The organism is Chromohalobacter nigrandesensis (assembly GCF_023061285.1).
Lineage (GTDB): Bacteria > Pseudomonadota > Gammaproteobacteria > Pseudomonadales > Halomonadaceae > Chromohalobacter > Chromohalobacter nigrandesensis.
In genome coordinates this window covers 118,752-138,829 of the sequence record NZ_JAKGAM010000005.1, presented here as the reverse complement: position 1 = coordinate 138,829, position 20,078 = coordinate 118,752, and the positions used below count along the sequence as shown (strand labels likewise).

20 protein-coding genes are annotated in these 20,078 nt (G+C 60.2%); 15 read left to right on the top strand and 5 right to left on the bottom strand.

What is annotated here, in order from left to right:
• Positions 1-176: 176 nt before the first annotated feature.
• Genes L1073_RS08680 through L1073_RS08665 form a run of 4 tightly spaced genes read left to right on the top strand, consistent with a single transcriptional unit; the run spans position 177 to position 5,580 of the window.
• Positions 177-1,133, top strand: coding sequence for a TAXI family TRAP transporter solute-binding subunit (locus tag L1073_RS08680; protein ID WP_246898489.1), 957 nt, complete (start codon positions 177-179; stop codon positions 1,131-1,133).
• Between the two features lie 53 nt (positions 1,134-1,186).
• Positions 1,187-3,157: a TRAP transporter permease gene (locus L1073_RS08675; RefSeq protein WP_246898488.1), complete on the top strand. Its 1,971-nt coding sequence runs from the start codon at positions 1,187-1,189 to the stop codon at positions 3,155-3,157.
• A 3-nt stretch (positions 3,158-3,160) separates the two neighbouring features.
• On the top strand, positions 3,161-3,979 hold the full coding sequence (locus tag L1073_RS08670) for an IclR family transcriptional regulator (RefSeq protein WP_246898652.1): 819 nt from the start codon (positions 3,161-3,163) through the stop codon (positions 3,977-3,979).
• The gene (locus L1073_RS08665) at positions 3,976-5,580 is read left to right on the top strand and encodes an FAD-dependent monooxygenase (protein ID WP_246898486.1); all 1,605 of its coding nucleotides are present in this window, start codon (positions 3,976-3,978) and stop codon (positions 5,578-5,580) included. Before L1073_RS08670 ends, L1073_RS08665 begins: the two co-directional genes overlap by 4 nt.
• 49 nt (positions 5,581-5,629) lie before the next feature.
• Here the strand turns inward: L1073_RS08665 and L1073_RS08660 are convergent, their stop codons facing one another.
• Positions 5,630-6,862: a LysR family transcriptional regulator gene (locus L1073_RS08660; protein ID WP_246898484.1), complete on the bottom strand. Its 1,233-nt coding sequence runs from the start codon at positions 6,860-6,862 to the stop codon at positions 5,630-5,632.
• Between the two features lie 139 nt (positions 6,863-7,001).
• On the opposite strand from L1073_RS08660, the gene L1073_RS08655 reads away from it, so the two are divergent.
• Together L1073_RS08655 and L1073_RS08650 are read left to right on the top strand one after the other, a co-directional pair.
• Positions 7,002-7,976: a PDR/VanB family oxidoreductase gene (locus tag L1073_RS08655; protein WP_246898483.1), complete on the top strand. Its 975-nt coding sequence runs from the start codon at positions 7,002-7,004 to the stop codon at positions 7,974-7,976.
• A 30-nt stretch (positions 7,977-8,006) separates the two neighbouring features.
• Positions 8,007-9,119, top strand: a complete 1,113-nt coding sequence (locus tag L1073_RS08650) for a Rieske 2Fe-2S domain-containing protein (RefSeq protein WP_246898481.1) — start codon at positions 8,007-8,009, stop codon at positions 9,117-9,119.
• 82 nt (positions 9,120-9,201) lie between these two features.
• Here L1073_RS08650 and L1073_RS08645 read toward each other — a convergent pair whose 3' ends face one another.
• The 4 genes from L1073_RS08645 to L1073_RS08630 form a co-directional block, all read right to left on the bottom strand.
• On the bottom strand, positions 9,202-10,506 hold the full coding sequence (locus L1073_RS08645) for a TRAP transporter large permease (RefSeq protein WP_246898479.1): 1,305 nt from the start codon (positions 10,504-10,506) through the stop codon (positions 9,202-9,204).
• Complete coding sequence (locus L1073_RS08640) at positions 10,503-11,030, bottom strand: TRAP transporter small permease (protein WP_246898477.1); 528 nt, start codon at positions 11,028-11,030, stop codon at positions 10,503-10,505. Before L1073_RS08640 ends, L1073_RS08645 begins: the two co-directional genes overlap by 4 nt.
• 7 nt (positions 11,031-11,037) lie before the next feature.
• A complete protein-coding gene (locus L1073_RS08635) occupies positions 11,038-11,982 on the bottom strand; it encodes a TRAP transporter substrate-binding protein (protein WP_246898475.1) in 945 nt (314 codons plus the stop codon).
• A 209-nt stretch (positions 11,983-12,191) separates the two neighbouring features.
• Positions 12,192-13,445: a LysR family transcriptional regulator gene (locus L1073_RS08630; protein WP_246898472.1), complete on the bottom strand. Its 1,254-nt coding sequence runs from the start codon at positions 13,443-13,445 to the stop codon at positions 12,192-12,194.
• Positions 13,446-13,647: 202 nt separating this feature from the next.
• Between L1073_RS08630 and galB the strand changes: the two genes are divergently transcribed.
• Genes galB through L1073_RS08585 form a run of 9 tightly spaced genes read left to right on the top strand, consistent with a single transcriptional unit; the run spans position 13,648 to position 20,037 of the window.
• A complete protein-coding gene (gene galB, locus L1073_RS08625; protein WP_246898471.1) occupies positions 13,648-14,385 on the top strand; it encodes a 4-oxalmesaconate hydratase in 738 nt (245 codons plus the stop codon).
• Entirely contained in the window at positions 14,382-15,131 is a 750-nt protein-coding gene (locus tag L1073_RS08620) for a 4-carboxy-4-hydroxy-2-oxoadipate aldolase/oxaloacetate decarboxylase (protein ID WP_246898468.1), read from the top strand. The genes galB and L1073_RS08620 overlap by 4 nt, the downstream gene beginning before the upstream one ends.
• Positions 15,128-16,243 carry a 4-oxalomesaconate tautomerase gene (locus tag L1073_RS08615; RefSeq protein WP_246898466.1) on the top strand — a complete coding sequence of 372 codons (1,116 nt, stop codon included), beginning with the start codon at positions 15,128-15,130 and terminating at the stop codon, positions 16,241-16,243. The genes L1073_RS08620 and L1073_RS08615 overlap by 4 nt, the downstream gene beginning before the upstream one ends.
• Positions 16,240-16,953 carry an alpha/beta fold hydrolase gene (locus L1073_RS08610; RefSeq protein ID WP_246898464.1) on the top strand — a complete coding sequence of 238 codons (714 nt, stop codon included), beginning with the start codon at positions 16,240-16,242 and terminating at the stop codon, positions 16,951-16,953. The genes L1073_RS08615 and L1073_RS08610 overlap by 4 nt, the downstream gene beginning before the upstream one ends.
• Positions 16,950-17,408, top strand: coding sequence for a nuclear transport factor 2 family protein (locus tag L1073_RS08605; protein ID WP_246898462.1), 459 nt, complete (start codon positions 16,950-16,952; stop codon positions 17,406-17,408). The genes L1073_RS08610 and L1073_RS08605 overlap by 4 nt, the downstream gene beginning before the upstream one ends.
• A gap of 57 nt (positions 17,409-17,465) precedes the next feature.
• Complete coding sequence (locus L1073_RS08600; RefSeq protein ID WP_246898460.1) at positions 17,466-17,822, top strand: protocatechuate 3,4-dioxygenase; 357 nt, start codon at positions 17,466-17,468, stop codon at positions 17,820-17,822.
• Positions 17,822-18,667, top strand: coding sequence for a class III extradiol dioxygenase family protein (locus L1073_RS08595; RefSeq protein WP_246898458.1), 846 nt, complete (start codon positions 17,822-17,824; stop codon positions 18,665-18,667). The genes L1073_RS08600 and L1073_RS08595 overlap by 1 nt, the downstream gene beginning before the upstream one ends.
• Before the next feature lie 27 nt (positions 18,668-18,694).
• Positions 18,695-18,835 (top strand): hypothetical protein, encoded by a 141-nt coding sequence (locus tag L1073_RS08590; protein ID WP_246898456.1) that lies wholly within the window; start codon positions 18,695-18,697, stop codon positions 18,833-18,835.
• Between the two features lie 35 nt (positions 18,836-18,870).
• Positions 18,871-20,037 carry an MFS transporter gene (locus tag L1073_RS08585; RefSeq protein WP_246898454.1) on the top strand — a complete coding sequence of 389 codons (1,167 nt, stop codon included), beginning with the start codon at positions 18,871-18,873 and terminating at the stop codon, positions 20,035-20,037.
• The last annotated feature ends 41 nt before the right edge of the window (positions 20,038-20,078 follow it).

The following is a 20,078-nucleotide window of genomic DNA, read 5'->3' as shown; positions in this document are numbered from 1 at the left end:
AGATGATTGAGCGATACTCAGGCTCACGCTGGCTTCCCCGCCCGAACATCACCTTTTTCTGAAGAATTAACTCTTGGTCTCATAAACAAATTGATAATGTCTCAAAATACGAGATTATTACACAATCAAAAGTCCTAGCATGGCATAAGCCGTTTGCGAAGGTCTTAGGAGGCAACATGAGTTATTTCAAAACAAAAACTGTCGCTTTTGCGGCGCTTCTCCTGTTCGCGTCGGCGACGCAGGCACAGCAACTGGGCATCGGTACGATGGGCCAGGGCACCAGCGGGTATTCCATGGGCGCCGCGATTGCACGCGTTCTATCGGAAAACGGCATTGACGCACTGGTGCAACCCAGTGCGGGTACCAGCTCTTACCTACCTCTGATCGACATGGGGGAACTTGACCTCGGCATTGCCAATGCCATCGAGGTCAGCGACGCGGTTTCTGGAAATGGATACTTCGAAGGCCACGCTCTAGAAAATATTGCGCCTGCCGCGCGACTCTATCCGTTTCGGGTAGGAGTCTTCGTTCGGGACGATAGCGGTATACAGACGGTTGCTGACCTGGCCGGACATTCCGTCACCTATGGCTTCACCAGCCAAGCCACGATGAATCGCGTGCTAGACGCGATACTCGCCGCTGGCGGGCTCGAGCCGTCCGACATCGAACAAGTCATGGTGCCTAATATCGTGCGCGGGGTTAACGCTTTCGTAACAGGCCAAGCCGATGGCGCCTTCTTCGCCGCAGGGTCCGGCAAGGTGACGGAAGCTGACGCCTCTGTGGGTGGCATCCATTTCCTCCCTTTGCCTGAAAGCGACGAGGCGGAAGCGCGCCTTCAAGACGTCATTCCCCAAGCCTACGTGGATACCATCGAGCCACGTGAAGGCCTAACGGGCATTGATGGCCCCATGCCGATGATGGCCTATGACTACATGCTAGTGGTAGGGACCCACGTCCCTGATGAAGAAGTCGCGCGTATCGTCACGATCCTCCGCGACAACAAGCAGGCGCTTGTCGACTCCTTCGGTGCATTTCAGGACATGGATCCCGACGCCATGTATGTCGATATCGACGTGCCCTACCACCCCGGCGCACTCAGCGTATTGGACACCGAAGAAAGAACTGACAACTAAGACGCGCATACCCACGGGCATGGCACCTGGCTTGTCCGTGGGAGATTTTAACCATGTCCGTGCCCACACCGCGCGATCTTAACCTCGCCAATTTCCGATTGATGGATACAGCCATGACTACCTCGTCTCCAGGCACTCCGCGGCAACCTACTTCCTATGGCCTGCTGACGATGACGCTGGCCACGATCATGACCCTCTGTGCCATTCTTCAAGCGCTCGATGTCCCACAGTTACTGGGGCTCAGCCTTTATACCGAACAGTATCTGGCCGCGATCCTCGCCTTCGCGCTCGGCATGACCTTCCTCGTGGCTCCCCGCTTCACCGGACGGCTTCGTTTCCTCGATCCGCTCCTGGCACTGGCAGGCTTTTGTGCCGCCGGCTATATCGCCCTGAGCTATCCCACGATCGTCAATGAATTGGTCTATCGGCCTGTGGACGGTCTGATCGTCAGCCTGGTCATCGGCTTGCTGACGATCGAGGCCGTGCGCCGGCTGACCGGGCCAGGACTGACCATCATCGTTGCCCTGTTCTTAGCCTATGGCCTCGTCGGTTACCTGCTCCCCTTCGGGATGACGCGACAAATCCTATGGGACCGACTTGCAATCTATGTGGTCATGGATACCAACGGTCTGATCGGCTTACCACTGATGGTGACGGCCAGCATGGTGTTTTCGTTCATCTTCCTCGGCCAGCTCCTCGTCAGTTCCGGCGGTAGCGCGTTCTTCAACGACTTGGCTCTGGCGTTGGTCGGGCGCTCCAGAGGTGGAGCCGCAAAGATTGCAGTGGTTTCATCTTTTCTGTTCGGCAGCGTCTCGGGCAGCGCCGTCGCCAATGTGGCGGCGTCGGGCGGCGTCACCCTGCCGCTAATGCGCCGAGCAGGATACAAACCCCACATGGCCGCCGCCATCGAAGCCCTGTCGTCTACCGGCGGGCAGCTTGCACCGCCGATCATGGGGGCAGCTGCCTTCTTGATGGCCGAGTTTCTCCAGATCTCTTTCGCCACCGTAATCTTGGCTGCGGTAATCCCTTCACTACTCTATTACCTGGCGATCTTCTTCTACATCGATGCCCACGCCGCATCGAACGGCATGTCATTGCCCGACGACGTGGAAATTCGCCCGCTGCGGCACGTCTTAGCGGACGGTTGGCAGTTCGTCGCCCCCTTCGTCATCCTCATCTTCGGTCTCTTCGGCCTGAACTGGCGCCCGGAACTTGCCGCGCTCGCGGCCGCTCTGGCATTGGCCGTTTTAGCGCTGTTCCTGCCCTATCGTGGTAAACGCAGCCGCCTGGGCGACCTGCTGCGCGCCTTTCCCGACGCGGGCAAGGGCATGATCGAGATCGTCATCATCGCTTCTGCCGCCGGGATGGTCATTGGCGTCCTGAACATCTCGGGCCTGGCGTTCTCCCTGACCCTGAACCTGGTGGCGATGGCGGAAGGTAGCCTGATGTTGCTGCTGCTTATTTCAGCACTTGTCAGTGTCGTGCTGGGCATGGGAATGCCCACCGTCGGGGTCTACGTGCTTCTGGCCAGCCTGATCGGCCCCGCACTCGTGCGTGCCGGGATCGAACCCATCGCTGCGCACATGTTCTTGCTCTACTTCGGCATGCTGTCGATGATCACGCCCCCCGTCGCCTTGGCAAGCTTTACCGCTGCAACCATGGCCGGGGCCGAAGTGATGAAGACCGGTTGGCAAGCGTTTCGCATGGGCTGGGTGGCCTACCTGATCCCCTTCGTCATGGTATTTGAACCGGGGCTGGTCATGCAGGCCGATCCTATCGACATCATATGGCAACTCATCGGGGCCCTGGTGGGAGTCTGGTTCGCGACCGGCGCCATTTACGGTTATCTCACCCGGCACCTCGGCATCGTGGAACGAGTGCTTCTGGGCATGATTGCGTTGGCGGGCATCTTACCGGTTTCGCTGGGTTGGGGTGGCTATCTGGTCAACCTGCTCGCCATCTTCGCAGGCGTGGTTCTCATATTTCGCACTCGGCTAACCCCGAGTCTATCTGGAAGGAGTTGATTGGTGGCCGAAGGAAGCGCCTCTTCAAGCCTCATACGGCTGATGTCGATCCTCGACATTTTCACCGAAACACGTCCGGAATGGTCGTCGGACGACATGATGACCGTGCTCGGTTATCCACGTCCGACGCTCTACCGCTATCTCAAGGTCCTCACCGATTCAGGCATGCTCGCCTCCAATGGGCATGGCATCTATACGCTCGGCCCCAAGATCGTCGAGATGGATCATCTCCTTCGGTTGTCCGACCGCCTTGTCGGTATCGGGCGGCCCGTCGTCGAGCGGCTAACCGAGCAGTTCGCCTGTACCGCCTTTCTCGTGCGTTGGTACCGCAATCGGCTTCTCTGCATGCACTCGGAAACGTCGCTTGAGGCCCCGCTCAGCAGCTACCCACGCGGCCGCGTCATGCCCATGAACCGGGGTGCCATTGCACGCACAATCCTCGCCCACCTGCAATCCCGCAAGGCGCGCAAGATCATCGAATCCTTCGCGCCTGAAAGCCCCGAGGAAGCCCGTAAAGCCTATATCTCCGAGCAAGTCTCAGCGCTGCGCATGGTTCGTCGGAACGGCTACGCCATCGCGTTCGGTGAGGTCACTCCCGGTGTCGTCGGTGTCGCCTCGCCGATTTTCGACGAGGCCGCAGAACCCACCGGCGCGCTGTGCATGACCATGCGCCAGGAAGACTGCCCACGCGAATTACAGGCCCTTACCACGCAGGCAGTCCCAGCCGCCGCCAACAGCATCACCGTATCGCTGCGACAGGCCCGCCGTACCGGCGAGGCCCCATCAAATCTCCCAATTCAAGAGGAAGCTCAGAACCAATGAAAAACAAACAAGATGCGGATGTCATCATCTCAGGCGGTGGGCCCGTCGGCATGGGGCTGGCGATAGAGTTGGGTCAGTGCGGCATCACCGTTCTGGTGATCGAAAAGCACCCTACTCCACAACGCGTACCCAAAGGGCAGAACCTGACGCAACGCACGATGGAACATTTCCGCGCCTGGGGCGCCGAATCAGAACTGCGCGCAGCCCGCACCGTGCCGGCCAACTTCGGTATTGGCGGCTTGACCAGCTACGGCACACTGCTGGGGGACTATCACTATGACTGGATGAAGCGCGAACTCGTCCACGCCTATTACGGCGCCGACAACGAGCGGCTGCCGCAGTACGCCACCGAGGACGTCCTGCGCGCCCGGGCGGCCTCTCTGGACAGCGTGACGCTGCTGACCCGCCGGGAAGTGCGTGATGTGCGCGAGGAAGACGAAGGCGTTAACGTCACTGTTCGCGACCGCGCTTCCGGCACGGACAGCGTATTCCGCGCCGCCTATGCGGTCGGCGCGGATGGCAGCCGCTCGGTGGTGCGCGAATCCGCCGGCCTGACACAAACCGTTTTCGATCATGATCGCTTGATGGTCCTGCTGGTCTTTCAGTCCGATACGCTGCATCGCGCCCTGCTGGACAAGCATCCCGGCAAAAGCTTTTTCAATGTCCTGCATCCGGATCTCCAGGGCTATTGGATGTTCTTCGGGCGCGTCGATTTGGAAGGAGAATTTTTCTTTCACGCACCCGTGCCAGCAGGCGCCGACCCGGAGACCTTCGACTTCCAGGGATACATCGAGCGCGCTGTCGGCCAGTCCATCGACATGGATATCCGCCATCGCGGGTTCTGGGATTGTCGTGTCGCCATCGCCGACAGTTACGGCAGTGGGCGCACCTTCATCGCCGGGGACGCGGCGCATAACCACCCGCCTTATGGCGGTTACGGCATCAACACCGGCTTCGAGGATGCCCGCAACCTCGGCTGGAAACTTACCGCGCTCCTCCAGGGCTGGGGCGGCCCCGAGTTGCTGACCTCCTACGATGCCGAACGCCGGCCGGTCTTCTGGTCCACCGCCAAGGACTTCATCGAGAAGTCCATCGAGACCGACCGTGATTTCTTGGCAACCTACGATCCGGCCACGAATCGGGCCGAATTCGAGGCCGTCTGGTCCGCCCGCGCCCACGGTGCCGTCAACGAGGTCGGCGATTTCCAACCCAACTACCGTGGATCTCGCATCGTGGCCGGCCCTCGGGACGGCACCGCCAGCGCGAAAGGAGCGCATAGCTTTACCGCCCGAGCAGGCTACCACCTCGCGCCACGCGCCTTGCCCGAGGGTGGAACGACTCATGATCGGCTCGGCACGGGGTTCTCGCTCATCGCACTCGGGCAATCGAACGCTGCCGCGCGTTTTGCCGATGAAGCGGCGCGGTTGAATATCCCATTGACGGTCATTGAAAGCACTGCACCAGGAACAGGAGACGAAACGGCCGACTACGGTGCAACGCTCATTCTTGTGCGCCCCGATCAGTTCGTTGCCTGGGCCGGCGACACACTCTCCGATGACCTCGATGCAACCGGTATACTGAAATTAGCGGTCGGCGCCTGAGGGCAGCAAGCAGGCGACAGGGGATGCCTTCGGCTTCCCTGTCATGCCTCTAGCTCGCGTCGTCTCCCTCGGCGCTATCAGCCGCGAACCGCCGTGCCAAACCGTCGACGAACTGCTGCTGAGCAAAGCTCAACCCTCCGCCACGCCGATAGGTCACACCAATGCGGCGGCGATTATCCGGCAACGTCACCGTCACACGAACCAGTCCCTCCGGCAGCGCCCTGACTTTACGTGGTGAGTAGAGCAATAGCGCCAAACTCTGACTTTCGCGAACCATGCTTTCGGCCAAATGAAACGTCACGATTTCACATGGCTGAACGGGAGGCGTTTGCCCCATGTTCAGGAAAAGAGACTCGAAATAGGCACGTATCGGCGTCCCCGCCGGTGCCACGATCCACGTCTGGAGTGCCAAGTCTTCCATCGATACAGACTGTTGGGCGCAAGGATGATCCGAGCGCGCCAGCACCGTGATTTCTTCTTCGGAAAGCGGTACTTCGACTAGCTCATCGTCCTCACCAACTTCCCGTAACAAGCCGACGACTAGATCGATTTCTCCACGACGAAGCGCATCCGTGAGCATCACATAGCTACCGGTCAACGCGGACAAATGCAATTGGGGATACGCCACCAGTAATTCGCCGAAGACTTGAGTGATCCTCTCCTGCTCACAGAACGGCGTCATCCCGACCGCCACGCGTCCGGTCACCTCCCCGGCCAGGCGATCGAGTCGCTCATTGAGCGGTAGCATCAGGGCACGCAGCCGGTCGCGCAACGCCGACAATCTTTCCGCCACGGGTTCAGCCCTCAGACCGCCGCCCGTACGTTGAAACAGCGAAACCCCAAGCCTCACGGACAAGGCGCCCAACGTACGACTGACATGCGACTGAGAGGTACTGAGCACCCCGGCCGCCGCGGTAGCCTTTCCCGTCTGCACCACAGCCGATACGCAATCTAGATCCAACCATGTCACATCGAAAGGCAGTGGCAATGTGGTCAGCCCTGCACCAAGCAATGCCTCACGTTCACGTCCCATCTCCGCCACTAGGCGAGCACAATGTTGACGCACGACCTCGCCCTCGGGCGTCGGTTCCGCACCACTCCATCCCCGCTGAAACAAGCTTATGGACAACGTCGATTCGGCACGATGAATGGTTCGCGAAAGACTGCTTTGACTGATATTGAGCGCCTGGGAAGCCCGGGAAAGCCCCCGCTGTTCAGCGACCGCCAGGATGGCACGCACCTCACGGATGGAAAGACGGGGTGACACATCATCGTGCGACATTCTCGCGCCTCCTGGCGGCCTGGATTTTCACTATATCAAAAACGCAAAGCGCTATTTCATCTTCGCATGAGACGACCATGACGCTTTCACCTAACGTCAGAAAGACCTGACTATCTTGGCAGCCGAGTGAGGAAACAACATGTCTGGCAAATATAAAACTGCGGTGGTGCTCGAGCGGCGAGAACTGACCGAATATATAAGTGAAATTACTCTCGGTTTGGCCGACGGCTCACCCTTGCCGGCGTCCCGAGCCGGTGCGCATGTCGAGATACGTTTCGGAGGGCAAGACGGTCGATTCCTGCGCCATTATTCGCTCATTGGTCCACTCGGCCCGGCCGATGATCATGAAGCTTTCTGGCGCATCGCGGTTCAACGAGAAAACCGCCGCCGGGGGTCCGATTACATTCATCGACACTTCAGCGCTGGCACTAACGTATTGATCTCTCCCGCGCTCAGCCCCTTTCGCCTGACTTCCGATGATGGCCCTGTCTTGCTTATCGCAGGCGGTATCGGCATTACCGCGATCCTCCCCATGCTGCGCTCCTGCGTGATGCGTCAGCGCGATGTCCACATGCTCTATGTCGGGCGCAGTCGTGACGCCATGGCCTATGTCGAGGAGGTCGAGGCGCTGGGTGGCGACGCTATCACCGTGCATGACGCCACGGCGCTCTGCGGTAGACCCGATCTCGACGCATTGCTCGCTCAACAGCCCCCCGATACCACCGCGTATGTGTGCGGCCCGCCGGCATTGATCGAGGGCACCCGCCAAGCCGCGCAACGCTTGGGATGGGCGCCGGAGCGCGTGCGTCACGAGATATTCAATGCCGCCCACAAGGCCGAGGACCGTGCCATCACGGTGCAAACCCGAAGCGGTACGCAGATTCCCGTCTCACCCGGCCATACCTTGCTGGAAGCACTCGAAGCGGCCGGTGCCGAGACCTTTTCGGACTGCCGCCGCGGAGAGTGTGGCCTATGCATCACCCCGGTCAGAAACGTCGACACGGACATCGAGCATCGCGACCGTTTTCTCACTCCCGACCAGAAACGTAGTAACCGGCAAATTGCCTTGTGCTGCTCTCGTCCACGTTCGGGCTCGATTGAACTCGATATCTGAAAGATAAAAAAGATAAAGGAGCTAACTGTCATGACCCGTGCTAGCCAAGCGACACCGCTCAATGATGAAGCCATTTTCGACGCCATGCCCATGGAAGAAGGGGGCCAGTTCGCCAATCATGCCACACCGCTGATCCGGAACTGTTGGTATGTATGTGCACGCCGCGATGAAGTATGTCGCACGCCTATCTCACGCCGCCTTCTCGACACGGACGTGGTCATGTACCGCACCCGAAGTGGCCAGCCGGTGGCCATGCACAACCGTTGTCCACACCGTGCCTTTCCCTTGGTGAAAGGCCGCGTAGAGGGCGACAGGTTGGTGTGTGGTTATCACGGCATGGAGTTCGAACCCGACGGGCTATGTGCGCACCTGCCCGCGATCTCTCATGTACCTGCCAATGCCTGTGTTCAAACCTACCCCGTCGCCGATCGTGGTCCCTTGACCTGGATCTGGATGGGAGACCCCAACCTGGCCGACGAGGCATTGATTCCCGAACTACCCTGGCTAGCCTCCCCCGAGTGGGGCACCGTCACCGGCGACTTTCATATCAAAGCCGACTATGTGTCGATGCATGAAAACCTCATCGACCAGACCCACTTCCCTTTCTTGCATCCGGGCACTGTGGGGACACCTGAATACGCACGCGCCAGCATGGAAGCTTCCACCGAGGGTGATCAGGTAGCGATCACCCGCCGCCTGGACAACGCACCGCCCCCGGGAATTTACGGTAAACCGGCCGATATCATGCACAAGAATATCGACCGCACCTCTGAGGCGCGCTTCGCTTCGCCCGCCGTGCATACCGCCCATGCCAAGATTTTCGACCCCCAACCCGACGCCGGCAAACCATCGGTGTATGGCTATTACATCACGCATTGCTTTACGCCCGAGTCCAATCACTCCATCCACTACTGGTGGTTCAATTCCCGGGACTATCGCATTGACGACACAGATATCGACGACTTCCTGAGAGACGCCAGCACGCAAGCGTACTATGAAGATGTCGAGGCACTGGAATGGATCATGGATGTCGTCCTCAGCGACAAGGAAGCCCAACAATTCGAGCTGAGTTTCGCTCCCGACAAGCCCGGCTTGATGGCCAGACGGATCATGCATCGCCTGGCAATGACGGAACGCGGCTGATACATCAGGGCGACGCGTAAAATAAGCGTTTCAACGATAAGGGTGGGACCATCATGATCCCGCCCTTTTATATCTTTTGCCTTCAATTCATCATCGTGTCGGGGAGAAATAGCACGATCTCGGGGAAGACGATCAGCAACCCAATGGCCGCAATCATCACCAGCCAGAACGGCATGACACCCTTGAAGATGTCACGTAACGGCACATTGGGTGCCACGGATTTGACGATAAAAACGTTCACGCCCACTGGCGGACTGATGAGCCCCATTTCCAGCGTCAGCACCACAAGCACGCCGAACCAGATCGGGTCGAAGCCCAGTTGGGTAATCACGGGAAAGAAGATCGGCATAGTCAACACCAGCATGGCGAAGCCTTCCAGGAAGCACCCCAGCACCAGGTAGCACGCCAGTATCAAGAGCAGAACCCCATAAGGCCCGATATCCAAGTGCATCAGGAAATCGCCCAGCGCTTGCGGGATATGGCTCAAGGCCAGAAAAGGGTTGAGCATATGCGCGGCAATCAGAATCAGCATCACGGTGGCCGTGGTGGTGATCGAGCTTTGTGCCGCCCGCCAGAAGGAAGCCAGCGTCAGCTTGCGCATGCCCGCGCCGAAGAGGATCGTCAATCCAGCGCCCACGGCCGCCGCCTCGACAGGAGAAAAGATCCCGCTATAGATGCCGCCGATGGTCAACAGGATGATGATCAGAATCGGCGTCGCGCCCAATAATCCCTGCTGTTTTTCCCGCCATGAGGTCTTGGGCCCCGAGGGCGCGAGACTCGGTTTGATGGTAGCCAAGACCATGATCAAGATGACGAACAATAAGCACAGCATGATGCCGGGCAACACTCCCGCCAGAAACAGACGGCCGATGGATTGCTGCGTCAGGATGGCGTAGATCACGAAGCCAGTCGAAGGCGGAATGAGAATGCCGAGAGTGCCGCCCGCAGCCACCGATCCCGTCGCCAACTTGGCACTATAGTTATAACGCTCCATCTCGCCGAGCGAGACACGCCCCATGGTCAACGCCGAGGCGACGGATGAACCACACAAAGCGGCAAATCCCGCGCAACCCACCACCGTGGCCGACGCCAGGCCACCCCGCACCGAGCCGATGAGCGCATAAGCGGCGTCATACAGCTTGCGGCTCATTCCCGCCTCGGTGGCGATATTACCCATCAAGATGAACAAGGGGATGACGATCAACTCGGCGTTCGAGGCGATGGTAAAAGTTTCGCTGGCCAACAGGCTCAAGGCGGAATTGAGGCTGTCGAGCGCGACAATACCACCGAACCCCACGATGAATATCGAAAAGGCTACGGGAATTCGCAGTACCAGAAGCGTAAAAAGCGCCAAGATGCCTAAGGCACCTACCAACTCGGTACTCATAAATCCTCTTCCTCTTGCGGAGCCGCGCGGCGGTGGGAAGACGCCAATAGCGTCGAGACTATGCGCGCCAGCATGGACAGTGCCGTCAGAAAGGCAAAAAAGACCACGATGTATTGAAACGGAGCCTTGGGTATCGCAATGATATTGGTACTCAAATTGAGCATCTTCGACATCTCCGCCGCGCTGAGCATCGTGTAACCAATCGCCGTGAAGGTGGCGCATCCCAGCGCCCAGCCCATCATATCCAGCCAATGATTCATGCGAGCAGGAAACTTATCCTCGAAGATATCCACAGCGATGTTGCCACCCTGCCGATCGCAAAGCGCCATGCCACCGAATACGATGATAACCATGGTCATTTGCGATAGATCTTGGCCTCCCAGAAGGGGGGCGCCAAAAAAACGCCCCGTGACATCGACCAAGGTCACTAGAACCGCAAAAATCAGGGCAAGGGTACCGATGACACTGGATAGATTCACGAACTTATCAAGCGTCCAGGTCACCTGATTGAGAAAGTGATTCATAGGGAATTCACTCCCCTCGCATGGCGTCTAGCACGTCCTCAGTCCCCTTTTCCGCGAGGCGCTGCTTGCGGAAGGTATCGGCTAAGCTCTCGAACGTTGCGATTTCCTCCGGGCTAAGCTCGATCACCTTGTTGTCGGCATCTTCGCGAATGGCCTTCAAGGTTTCGTTGGCACGCGCATTCCAGCCTTGCTCCCCGCTACGTGAGAGTTTTTCGCCACTATTGTCATCGATCGCTTGCTGGAATTCGGCGGAAAGGCTGTCATATTTATTCTGATTCATGGCCAGATAAAACATGATGTGGCCCAAAGGGGCTCCCACCGAATAGACGTTGGCCACTTCATCGAGTTTGAAGTCATTGACGGCACTGGCGCCGGTCACCAGACCATCGATGAGGCCGGTTTGCAGGGAGTTGTAAATCTCGCCAGCGGGCATTTGCACGGGCGTACCGCCGTAGGCATCGATCAACGCCGCCGTCATTTCTCCCGAGACACGAATCTTCAGTCCTTCAAGATCTTCCGGCGTGCGAATTTCTTCATCTTGCATGATAAAAATATTCGGCTCGCTTACCCAGAGCGCCAGCGGTTTAGTACCGGGAAACTCACTCTTCAACTGATCTTCATAGGCATTCCAGAGCATGTCATAACCATGCATCCCGTCGGGAATCGCCCCCGGCATTTCCACGACCATCGACTTCTTGAATTGTGACGAAGTATAACCCGGCAATCCCCAGACAATATCCGCTACACCCTGAAGCACCCGCGGGTATTGTTCCTTGGGCCCCGACCCCAGCTCCCCGCCGGGATATACCCTGACTTCCAGCTCGCCATCCGTCTGCTCCTCGACGCCTTCCTTGAAGGGATAGACGATGGAACTGTTGACCACGTGAGCGGGTGAAACGAAGTGCGCAAGCTTCAATGTTTCAGCAGCATTGGCGCCTGCGCTGACGGCCATCGCCACGCCAGCCGTAAGCGTTATCAAGGTACAGTTTCTTAACGTTTTCATTCCGGCGTCTCCCGACTTTTATTGAACTTTAGTCTTGTTTTACCTCCGTTTTCGCACAAAAAACATAAGGAAACGGAGCCTTAAAGCACCGTACCCGGGCCTCAGTCACAGCAACAAATTCAAATCACGTGCTTGGGTATACGTTTTTGCTATCCTGCTCACGCATAAGACGGCAGGCTTGGGCTTGCCATGCGCTCGCCGAGTTCCAGCAAAATACGCTGAAGCACTTTCAAGGCATGCGTTGGGGAGTCATCGACGCGGGTCGTTATACCGATCGGACGCAAAGTGCCCGTCAACTTGATGGGAAGTAGCGCCAATTGACCGCTTTGAACCTCGAAAAACACCTGATGGGGAGAGACCAGGGTCACGCGGTCGCTATCCAGCAATAGCGTGCGGATGGTACTGAGGTTGCCGGACTCGACCACCACATCGGGTGGCGCCAAACCGGCACTGCGAAATTCCTGCTCGAAGCTTACGCGTGCCGGCGTGCCTTGGCGCGGCGCAATCCATCGCGCATCGAGCAGATCGCTCAGCGATAGCGAGGCATATTGCATCAAGGGATGACCGCGACGTACCGCGACGGCAAGACGATCGTGGAAAAGCCGCTGCTGGACGGTGTCCTCGCTCGTGCCCGCTTGGCGCAGCGCACCGATAAGGATGTCGATATCGCCATGGCGCAACGACTCGAACAACGCGTCATAGGTGCCCTCGAGAATCGTGACATGCAACCCCGGCAATTCGCGCAGCAGCGCATCCACGGCCTGAGGAACGAGCAACGAACTCGACAGCGGCAAGGTGCCGATCACCACGCGCCCGCGCACCTCACCCTGCCAGGCCGAGAGATCGTCACTGACCAACGCCAGTTCACGCAGCGCCACCTTGGCATATCGAATCAACAGCGCGCCGCAGTCCGTTGCCAGCATGCCACGTTGCGTGCGCAGGAATAGCGACACGCCAAGCAAGTTTTCCAGATCGCGCAGATTGCCGCTGACCGCCGGCTGCGTCAGCCCCAGCCGCTGGGCCGCCTGAGGCTCGTTATGTAGATCGGCAATGGCCACCAGTACCGTCAATTGACGATGCGACAGGCGTTGCGTGAGCCGCTCGGAATGCCCCGCCGGTTGCATGCGTGCCAGCGCGGCTTCGGCATCGCCGAGTTGCTGCAAGGCACGCCGAAAACGATGCAGGACGATCTTGCCCGCCGTGGTACACAACATGCCACTGCGATGGCGCTCGAACAGCGCCAGGCCGAGCTCTTTCTCCAGGTCACGCACTGCCCGGGTCACCGCAGGTTGTGACAAATGCAGCGTCTCGGCTGCGCGCATCACGCTACCCGCCTCGGCGACTGCGATGACTGCCCGCAAACGCCGCATATTGGGTATGTAATCGAACGCCTCGCGATGCAGTTCGGTCATGAAGGATTCCTTGGCATGGCTTGCTCGCACCTAGCATGCCCCACAGCAAGACATCGCGATATGCCATAAAGGGAGCATGCCAAGCGCCACCAAGAGTCTGCCGCATAAGCAAAACGCATATTGACGCCGGTGAATAACATTATTCGCGTTTCAGGCGAGGTGACAGGATAAAACCATCGTCTTCAACGGTAGGTTTTGGCAAATGACTGGCGCTCCTTCTCCTGCTGGCCTGGTGGTCAGCGCACATTCGGCGGACTTCGTATGGCGGGCAGGCGGCGCCATCGCTCTGCATGCCCGGCAAGGCTACGCCATGCATATCGTCTGCCTGTCATTCGGCGAGCGCGGCGAATCCGCCAAGCTCTGGCGGCAGGGCAACATGACCGAGGACAAGGTCAAGGCGGCACGCCGCGAGGAGGCCCAAGCGGCGGCCGAGGCCCTGGGCGCCAGCGTCGAGTTCTTCGACATCGGCGATTACCCCATGCGCGCCGACAAGGAGACGCTATTCCGGCTCGTCGAAGTTTATCGCCGCGTACAGCCCGAGTTCGTGCTCACGCACTCGCTCAAGGACCCCTACAACTACGATCATCCGCTCGCCACCGATCTTGCCCAGGAGGCACGCATTATCGCCCAGGCGGAAGGTCACAACCCCGGCGAGACCATCGTCGGCGCGCCACCGGTGTATTGCTTCGAGCCGCACCAGCCGGAACAGTGTCAGTGGCGCCCCGATGTGCTGCTCGATATCACCGAAGCATGGGATGACAAGTATCGCGCGATCCAGTGCATGGCCGGGCAGGAACACTTGTGGGAATACTACACCCGCGTCGCCCTGCAGCGCGGCGTGCAGGCCAAGCGCAACATCGGCATCACCGCGCAGAAGAACATTCAATATGCCGAGGGCTATCAAAGCATTTTCCCCCGCGTCACGGAGAATCTGGCATGACGACCTCTCTCATAACGACCGCCCTAGAAACGCCCGGCATCGTCGTTCGCGACTTCCCCCGGGCCACACGCGAACACATCGACGCCTTGGGTGAACAAGGCGTGGCGACGGTGCACGAGGCCCAGGGACGCAAAGGCCTGCTCGATCCCGCCATCCGCCCCATCCAGCAGGATCATGGCATCAGCGGGTCGGCCGTGACCGCTTTGGTCTCGCCCGGCGACAACTGGATGTTTCATGTCGCCGTGGAGCAATGCCAGCCCGGCGACATCCTCGTAGTGGCCACACGCTCGCCCTGCATCGACGGTTATTTCGGCGACCTGCTCGCCACCTCGCTACAGGCACGCGGCGTGCGCGGCCTGGTGCTCGACGGTGGCGTGCGCGACACACGCACCCTGCGCGAGATGGGCTTCGCCGTCTGGTCGCGTGCCGTGCATGCCCAAGGCACCGTCAAGGAGACACTCGGCTCGGTGAATATTCCTGTCGTCTGTGCCGGTCAGTGGATCAACCCCGGCGATATCGTCGTCGCCGATGACGACGGCGTGGTCGTCGTGCGTCGCGATGAGGCCGAAGGCGTCACCGCCGCCAGTCGCAAGCGCGCCGCCGCGGAGGAAGACAAGCGCGTGCGCCTCGCCAACGGCGAACTGGGCCTCGACATCTACGACATGCGCCAGCGCCTCGCCGACAAAGGGCTGACCTATTACGACGACCCGCAAGCGCTGGCCCGCGCCATGGAGCGCTCATCATGAGCCAGACGCGCATCCCGTGCCTGCAGATGCGCGGCGGCACCTCGAAGGGGCTGTATTTCCTCGCCGAGGACCTCCCCAGCGACGCCGCGCAACGTGACGCCGTGCTACTCGCGGCGATGGGCTCGCCCGATGCGCGTCAGATCGATGGCCTTGGTGGCGCAACCTCGCTGACCAGCAAGGTTGCGATCATCGACCACCCGACTCGCGACGACGTGGATGTCGACTACCTGTTCGCCCAGGTCGTCGTCGATGCGCCACGCGTCGATTATGGCCAGAACTGCGGTAATATCCTCGCCGGCGTAGGGCCCTTCGCCATCGAGCGTGGCTGGGTGACGGCGCAAGACGGCACGACGCCGGTGCGCGTGCACATGGTCAATACCGGCCAGGTGGCGATCATCCATGTCCCCACTCCAGATGGCCGCGTCGAATACGCCGGCGATGCCGAAATCTCCGGCGTACCGGGCCGGGCCGCGCCCCTGATCATCGAATTCCGAGATACCGCCGGCTCGAGCTGTGGCGCGCTGCTGCCCACCGGCAACCCACGCGACACGCTCGAGGGCGTCGACGTCACTTGTCTCGATAACGGCATGCCGGTGGTGCTGCTGCGTGCCGAGGACCTCGGCGTCAGCGGGCACGAAAGCCCCACCGAGCTGGAAGCCAACGACGTACTGCGCACGCGGATCGAGCGTATTCGCCTGGCGGCAGGGCCGCGCATGAACCTGGGCGATGTCAGTGAGCACACCGTGCCCAAGATGACGCTCATCGCCGCCCCGCGTCACGGCGGCAGCCTCGCCACGCGCTCGTTCATCCCGCATCGCTGCCACGAGGCCATCGGCGTGCTCGGCGCGGTCAGCGTGGCCAGCGGTTGTCTCATCCCGGGCACGGTGTGCGAAGGCCTAGCACGGCTAGGCGAAGGACCGACGCAACGTTTATCGATCGAGCATCCCACCGGCGAGTTCACCGTCGAACTGACGCAAGATGCGCAAGGCGACGTCGTACGTGCCGGCCTTTTGCGCACCGCACGGCTACTCTTCGAAGGGTACCTGCATGTGCCGCGCGCCGTCTGGGAGGGTATGCCTGAGCCATCGTCCACCTCCGGAGCCGCCTCATGAACGCCACGCCTCTGTTACTGCTCCCCGGCCTGTTGTGCGACGACGCCGTCTGGGCCGACATGCGCACGCATCTCGTCGCGCCCACCCTGCCTACGCCCGATTACGGCATGGCCGATTCCATCGGCGCCATGGCGGACATCGCCTTGCAAAACGCGCCTGAACGCTTTATTGCAGTGGGCCATTCCATGGGCGGCCGCGTCGCCCTCGAGATCCAGCGACGCGCGCCGTCTCGGGTCGCCGGTCTGGCCCTATTGGATACCGGCTTTCGCGGCCGAGCGGAGGGCGACGCCGGCGAGCGCGAACGTGAGGACCGCCACGCCCTGCTGGATAAGGCACGGCAAGAAGGCATGCGTGCCATGGGCGAAACCTGGCTACAGGGCATGGTTCATCCCGAACGGCTGAGTGATGACGCGCTCATCGATGCCATCCTGGCGATGATCGAACGCAAGGACCCGGCGATCTTCGCCGCCCAGATCGACGCCTTGCTGGCCCGTCCGGACGCCACCGATCAGCTACCGCTCATCGACTGCCCAACCTTACTGCTATGCGGGCGCCAGGACGCCTGGAGCCCACTGGAACGCCACGAGAAAATGGCCCAGCTCATTCCCGAAAGCCGCCTCGAGGTCATCGAGGCCGCCGGCCATATGAGCCCCATGGAACAGCCCGACGCCGTCGCCCGGACCCTCGAGCACTGGAGGAAAACTACATGACATCCCCGCTATCGCGCGAGGCACGCGTTGTCATCGAACAGGCCTGCACCCGCCTCGTGCTGACGGCTGCCGACGCTACCGATCGCCAGGACTATGCCGGTCTCGTGACGCTATTCACACCCGACGGCAAACTGTTTCGTCCCACCGCGCCCGACGCACCGCTCGAAGGCCGCGAGGCCATCGAGGCGAGCTACCAGGCACGGCCGGCACAACGCATCACCCGCCATTTCTGCAGCAACATCCGCGTGCAGGTGGAAACCGCTGAGCGAGCACGGGTCAGTACCTATGTGCAGGTGTTCGCCGCCGATACCCAAAGCGAACCTGACGGCCACTTCGGCTGGCCGCTGGCGGGACGTACCATGATCGGCGAATTCGACGACCTGTGCGTGCTCGATCAAGGCGCATGGCGCTTCGCCGAACGCCATGCCCAATTCGTCATGCATCGTGATGGCTGAGCTTTTGCCATCTCCATGCGCCATAACAAGCACCACCACACAACGGAGGGACACGCCATGCCGGATACACAAGAGCGCTGGGGCATTCCCGGCACCTATGTTTTCGACCTTGCGCTTTCGCGGCAAGGGTATGCCATCAACAAGATGTGCAACTCGCTCAAGTTCGACGAGAACCGCGAGGCCTTCAAGGCCGACGAAGAAGCCTATATGGAACGCTATGGCTTGTCGGAAGAACAGAAACAGGCCATTCGCGAGCGTGACTGGCTACGCCTGACCCAACTCGGCGGCAATCTGTTCTTCTTCCTCAAGCTCGGCGCCACCCTAGGCTACGGGCTTTACACCATCGGTGCGCAGATGCGTGGCGAAAGCTACGAGCAATTCATGTCCACCCGCAACGTGCCAGGAGCAACCTAATGGGCAAGATCGTCGCCGGTATCGGCTCCTCCCACGTCCCTTCGATCGGGCGCGCCTACGACCAGAAAAAACAAGCCGACCCCGCGTGGCAGCCGCTTTTCGATGGCTATGAACCCGTCAAGCGCTGGCTCGCCGAGGAAGTGAAAGCCGATGTCGTCATCCTCGTCTACAACGACCATGGCACCGAATTCTTCCTCGATTGTTACCCGACCTTCGCGCTGGGCGTCGCCGACAGCTACGCGGTAGCGGACGAAGGCTACGGCAAGCGCCCGCTGCCGGACTTCCCCGGCGACGCGGCGTTTTCCGAGCATCTAGCCAACCATCTGGTCGCCGATGAGTTCGACCTGACCCTGTGCCAGGAAATGGCGCTGGATCACGGTTTTCTCACCGCCATGCCCTTGCTATGGGATCACGACGATACGGCATGGCCGGTCAAGGTGGTGCCACTGCTGGTCAACGTCATCCAGCACCCCCTCCCCACGGGGCAACGTTGCTACAAGCTGGGCGAGGCCATTCGTCGCGCCGTCGAGGCCTACCCTGAAGATACCCGCGTCGCCGTGGTCGGCACCGGTGGCCTCTCGCATCAGCTCAACGGCGAACGCTTCGGACATATCAACGAAGAGTGGGACAAACAGTGGCTGCAACGCATCCAGGACGCGCCCCGGGAGCTAGCCGCACTGTCGCACAAGGAAGTGATGACGGCGGCCGGCGCCGAGGGCGGTGAAGTCATCATGTGGTTCGTGATGCGCGGCGCGATGACCGAGCGTGTCGAGGAAGTTCATCGCTTCTACTACGCCCCGATGACCACCGGGATCGGGCTCCTCGCGCTCAACAACAGCGACTGACGTCCACGTTCGAACGAGGTAGCGAAGATGGCACGTATCATCGGCGGACTCGGCGTTTCCCACACCCCGACCATCGGCTTTGCCATGGATCACGACAATCGACAGGTCACCTACTCCGTGGCCCGCCGCCGGGATACCGACGAGACGCCGTCGCCAGATACTTGCTAAGCTAACGTTTTATTTCACCATCCCGGGAACGTTCGATGGTTCATAAAAAGGCAATTGCGTATTCAGTGTCATTCGCCGCTTTTCTGGGCCCTTTTACTCAAACCGTCTACGTTCCCATCCTCCCCGAGCTGCAAGACACGCTGGCCACCAGCCAGTTGCTCATCAACGCCAGTATCTCGGTGTTCACCTTCATCATCGCCTTCATGCAGATCCTCTACGGTCCGCTGACCGACAGCCTGGGACGCAAGAAGGTCTTACTCCCGGGGATCGCGCTTTACGTCGCGGCGTCGATCGGCTGTTTCTATGCCGATCACATCACCTCGCTGCTCTTCTTCCGCGTGTTCCAGGCGGTGGGGATCGCGACGGGGTCGGTGGTCGCCGTCACCGTCATCGGCGATCTTTTCCAAGGCGAGGAGCGCCTCAAGGCGATGGGCACCTTCCAGATGATGGTCGCGCTCGGCCCCGTCATCGGGCCCGTAGCGGGCGGCTTCATCGCCGGTCGGCTCGACTATCACTTCGTCTTTCTGGCGCTGGCCATCGCCGGAGCGCTGATCGGCATCATCAATTGGGCATTGCTCCGGGAGACCAAGCCCGCCGGCCCTGCCCGCAAAATCGATATGGCCGAATATGCCCGCATTGCGCGCGATCGACAGGGGCTGACCCTCGGCATTCTGGGTTTTGTGCAGTTCTACATTTACTATAATTTCCTGGTCTATTTGCCGGTGATCCTCGACCGGGGCTATACGCTCACCGTGGCCCAGAAAGGGCTGATGTTCCTGCCGCTTTCCGTGGCCCTGGTGCTGGGCAGTTTCCTGAGCAGCCGTGTGCAGAAACGTCTGTCGACGGAAAGCCTATTGGTAGCCACCACACTACTGGGGGCCATCGATGTCGTGGTTTTCCTCGTCACGACGATGCACTCGCTGGCGATGCTCATCACCACCACCTTTATTTTCGGCCTGCTGCTGGGCCTCTCGCTTCCCGCGCAGACCGCGCTGCTGACGCGCGTCTTCGTCACCCACCGCGCCACCGCCGTGGGGCTCTACAATTTCTTTCGCTTCATGGGCATGGCCAGCGGGCCGTTTCTCGGCGCCCTACTCTTCAGCCTCGGCGATCTCACGCTATTGTTCAGCATCGCCGCCCTGCTGCTGCTGCTCATCGCCCTACTCGCCCGGCACAATCTGACGCCCGCCCGACATACCTAGGCGGAGATACCCTCAGGCATATTTGCCTCTCCGGGGCCAAC